The sequence below is a fragment of the Sphingomonas sp. genome (genome assembly GCF_042091075.1).
GTDB lineage: Bacteria > Pseudomonadota > Alphaproteobacteria > Sphingomonadales > Sphingomonadaceae > Sphingomonas.
In genome coordinates this window covers 1-3,887 of sequence record NZ_JBELIE010000226.1, presented here as the reverse complement: position 1 = coordinate 3,887, position 3,887 = coordinate 1, and the positions used below count along the sequence as shown (strand labels likewise).

Sequence of the window (3,887 nt, the reverse complement as noted above, 5' to 3'; positions counted from 1 at the left end):
CCATGCGCCGGCGGTGCGCGTCAACGCGGTCAGCCCGGGGCTCACCGCCACCCCGCTCGCAACCGGACTGACCGGGAACCCCACGATCATGCAGGCTTATGATGGCGTGTTGCCGATGGCACGACCGGCGCGGCCGGACGAAATCGCCGCGGCCATCTCTTTTCTGGCGTCGGACGACGCCTCCTATATCAACGGGCACAATCTGGTGATCGATGGCGGGATGACCGCGCATACCGGCCAGCCCAATTTCACCAAGTTGCTGGGCGGCGCCAGCCACCTCGCGGGCGCGGACACTGCGGTCCGCTGATCGCGGCCGGCGCGCGCCGCGTCAGTGTGGGGCGGTGCCGGCGGCGACCATCGCCGCCACCAGCGCCGAACGATTGTGAATCGACAGCTTCGCATAGATGCGGCGCAAATGGTTTTCGACCGTATGCTCGGTCAGGTCGGCCAAGTACGCGATTTCCTTGTTCTGCTTGCCCTGACAGACCAGCGTCGCGATCTCCATTTCGCGCGGAGACAGCCGCTGGACGACAAGCGCGGAAGCACCGTCGCTGCGATCGAAATAGCTGGAGCGGAAGCTGCTCAGGCCGTTCGCACTGCTGAGCAACTGGCGCAGCATCTGCCCGCCGATCAGATCCTGCAACCGCCGTGTCAGCATGTCGAGTTGCGGAAACACGATGTCGCCCTTTGCCTTCGCGGCGCGGCGGCGGTGCAGCCCTACGGTCGCATAGAGCCCGGGCAGCAGGCGCCGTGTCGAGGCGCCAACCACCTGCACGTCATGCTCGACCATAAAATGCCAGTAGCGCGCGGGCGAAGGCCCGGCCCGCAAACGGCGGTCATTCGCCAGGAGAACGCCGTCATCGTCGGCGATGTCCTTGCGCTCCTGGATCGAGGGATCGGTGAACGGATCCTCATGGAAGATCGCATGCCGCTCATACCGATCCTGCAACTCGCGCGATATATTGTGGTGGAAGAGGTAGCAGATGCGCGGCGCCGCCCCCGTGCGGTCGCACAGGAAGATTGACGCGCTGTCGAGGCTGCAGCTGTCGACGATGTGCCGCGTGAACACGCGCGCATCGCCCGATAACGTCAGTTCCATCTCGCTCTCCTTGGACCGCCCGCTCTGGTCGGGTCGATTCGACTTTTCGATATGTAGCGCGCGCCTCCGCGCAATGCAGCTTACGGATTTCCGTCCGTCCCCGCCAGCGCGGCTTCATACTAGCATGGCCTCCGCAATGTGAAGGATGGGAATGAGCGATGGCTGACGCGGATGATCGGCACCGGACGACCGACGGCGGGATGGCCGTCGCACGGGCGATGAAGGCGGCGGGGGTGACGACGATCTTCGCGCTTCACGGCGGCCACCTCGACGCCGCGTTCAAGGGCTTCCTCGATGAAGGCATCACGCTGGTCGATACCCGGCACGAGGCGTGCGCGGGGCATGCCGCGGAGGGCTGGGCGCGTGTGACCGGCGGGCTGGGCGTGTGCATGATTACCGCCGGGCCGGGGTTCACCAACGCGCTGACGTCGATGGCGAATGCGCGGCTGGACGGTGTGCCGGTGCTATTCATGGCGGGCGCGCCGCCGCTGCGTGAGGAAGCGCTCAACGTCCTTCAGGGCGGGGTCGACCAGATCGCGATGGCGCGCCCGGTGGTAAAGCATGCGATCCGGATCACCGACCCGCACCGCATCGCCGATCAACTGGCGAACGCGATCACCATCGCGCTGGGCGGACGGCCAGGTCCGGTGTTCGTGGAGCTGCCGATCGACGTGCTGGCGAAGTCGGCGGAGCTGCCGGAGGTGATGCCCAAGCCCGTCGCGCCGGTCCCCACCGCGCCGATGCCGGAGCAGGTCGATACGGTTGTCGCGCTGCTGAAGAAGGCGCGGCGTCCGGTCGCGATCCTGGGCGGGCTGGCGCGCTATCAGGCGACGCAGGCGCAGGTCGCCGCCTTCCTCGACACGCTGGGCATCCCGGTGGTCCATTCCAGTCGCGCGCTGGGCTTGGTCGATCCGGCGCATCCGGCCTATGCGCACGATCCCAGCGCCATCGCGGTGGCGGGGGCGGAGGGGCAGTCGCCCGACCTGATCCTGATGCTCGGCTCGCGTTTCGGACTGTTCCTGGGGGGGCGCACGCGCACCTTCTTCCCGGAGGATGCGCCGATCGTGCAGGTCCATGCCGATGTCGCGGAGTTCGGTTTGATCCATGAACCCGCGGTCGCCACCACCGCGCAGGTCGGCGCCTTCATGGACGCGGTCGCCGCCGCCTGGGATGAGCCCGCCGCGCGCTTTCATTCGTGGCGCGACGTGTTGCGCACCGCCGCCAGCACGGTCGGCTCCGAGTTCGTCGAGGAGACTGCCTCGGGCAAGATCAACCCCTATTTCGCCACCCGCGCCGCGGTTGAGGGCTCGCCCGAGGGCACCAGCTTCGTGCTGGAGGGCGGTGAGGCCGGACTCTGGGCGGGCTATCACGCGCGGGTCGCCCATCCGGGCGGGGTGCTGACCTTCGGGCAGCTGGGCGCGCTCGGCATCGGGTTCGGCTTCGCGCTGGGTGCGGCTTACGCGCGCCCGGGCAAGCCGGTGGTGCAGATCACCGGCGATGGCGCGGTCGGCTTCCACCTGCAGGAATTCGAGACGATGGTGCGCCAACGGCTACCGATCGTCACCGTCGTGATGAACAACAGCTGCTGGGGGCAGTCGATTCACGGCCAGCAGATTTTGTACGGCCCCAATTACAACTGCCTCTCGGTGTTGGGCGACATCAAATATCACGAGATCGCGCAAGGGTTCGGGCTGTACGGCGAGCGTGTCACCACATTGGAGGACATCGGCCCGGCGATCGCGCGCGCCTTCGCATCGGGCAAGCCCGGCTGCATCGACGTGGTGATCGACGCCGACCTGGTGCTGCCGATGACCTCGGCGATGCTGGGCGAGGCGGGGCCGGACGAGGTGATGGTGCCCTATTACGAGAACTTCAAGCTGTGAAGGCCGCGGTTCTGCTCGACGGGCGACTGACGCTGGAAGACGTACCCGAGCCCGTTCCGGCGACCGGGCTGGCGCTGGCGGCACCGCTCGCCTGCGGGGTGTGCGGCAGCGACCTGCATGCGCGCGACCATGCGGTGCATTTGTGCAACCTGCTCCACCGCGCCGGTTTCCGCGGCTTCATGGATCCGGCCAGCCCGGTGGTGATGGGGCATGAATTCTGCGCCGAGTTGGTCGAGCCCGCCGCAGGCCTGCCGCGTGGGGCGCGTGTGGTGTCGCAGCCATTCCTGGTCGGCGATCAGGGCGTGGCGCTGATCGGTTTCTCCAACACGTACAACGGCGCCTTTGCCGAGCGGATGCTGTTGCAGGAGGATGCGCTGCTCGCGGTGCCCGACCATGTCGCGACCGACATCGCCGCGCTGACCGAGCCGCTGGCCGTCGCGGTCCATGCGGTCAACCAGGCGGAGGTGGGGCCGGGCTGCGTCTTTGCTGTCCACGGCTGTGGCCCGGTCGGGCTGTTCGTCATCGCGCGGCTGCGTGCGATGGGGCTGGGGCCGATCCTGGCGGTCGATCCCGTCGCCTCGCGCCGCGCGATGGCGGAGCGGATGGGTGCGGACGTGGTGATGGCGCCGGACGGGGATGCGGTGACGCGCTGGTGGGCGCAGCAAGGGCTTTATGCCGGCCTGTCCGACAGCATGGCGTCCGGTGACGCATCGAAGCGCGCGGTGATCTTCGAATGCGTTGGACGCCCGGGCATGCTTACCGCACTGGCGGAGGGTGGTCCGGTCGGTGCGACGATCGTCGTTGTCGGCGTCTGCATGGAGGTGGACGCGATCGAGCCTGCGTTGCTGATTCAAAAGGCGATCCAGCTACGATTCGTTTTCGCTTACTCCGCGGAAGAGTTCCGG

At 67.6% G+C, this 3,887-nt stretch carries 4 protein-coding genes; 3 read left to right on the top strand and 1 reads right to left on the bottom strand.

Annotated elements, in window-relative coordinates; all coding sequences use genetic code 11:
- The coding region (locus ACFDSW_RS15800) for an SDR family oxidoreductase (RefSeq protein WP_375251221.1) at nucleotides 1-307 on the top strand (307 nt) is incomplete at its 5' end.
- 21 nt (nucleotides 308-328) lie between these two features.
- On the opposite strand, the gene ACFDSW_RS15795 is transcribed toward ACFDSW_RS15800, so the two are convergent.
- Entirely contained in the window at nucleotides 329-1,099 is a 771-nt protein-coding gene (locus tag ACFDSW_RS15795; protein WP_375251220.1) for a response regulator transcription factor, read from the bottom strand.
- Between the two features lie 158 nt (nucleotides 1,100-1,257).
- Between ACFDSW_RS15795 and ACFDSW_RS15790 the strand changes: the two genes are divergently transcribed.
- The gene (locus ACFDSW_RS15790) at nucleotides 1,258-2,982 is read left to right on the top strand and encodes a thiamine pyrophosphate-binding protein (RefSeq protein ID WP_375251219.1); all 1,725 of its coding nucleotides are present in this window, start codon (nucleotides 1,258-1,260) and stop codon (nucleotides 2,980-2,982) included.
- Nucleotides 2,979-3,887 (top strand): zinc-binding dehydrogenase (locus ACFDSW_RS15785; RefSeq protein ID WP_375251218.1); only part of this gene is annotated, 909 nt, incomplete at its 3' end. The genes ACFDSW_RS15790 and ACFDSW_RS15785, both read left to right, overlap by 4 nt.

Excerpts from the sequence above, each read along its gene's own strand:
- ACFDSW_RS15795 (WP_375251220.1), bottom strand. The coding sequence starts at position 1,099 with ATGGAACTGACGTTATCGGGCGATGCGCGCGTGTTCACGCGGCACATC.
- ACFDSW_RS15790 (WP_375251219.1), top strand. The coding sequence starts at position 1,258 with ATGGCTGACGCGGATGATCGGCACCGGACGACCGACGGCGGGATGGCC.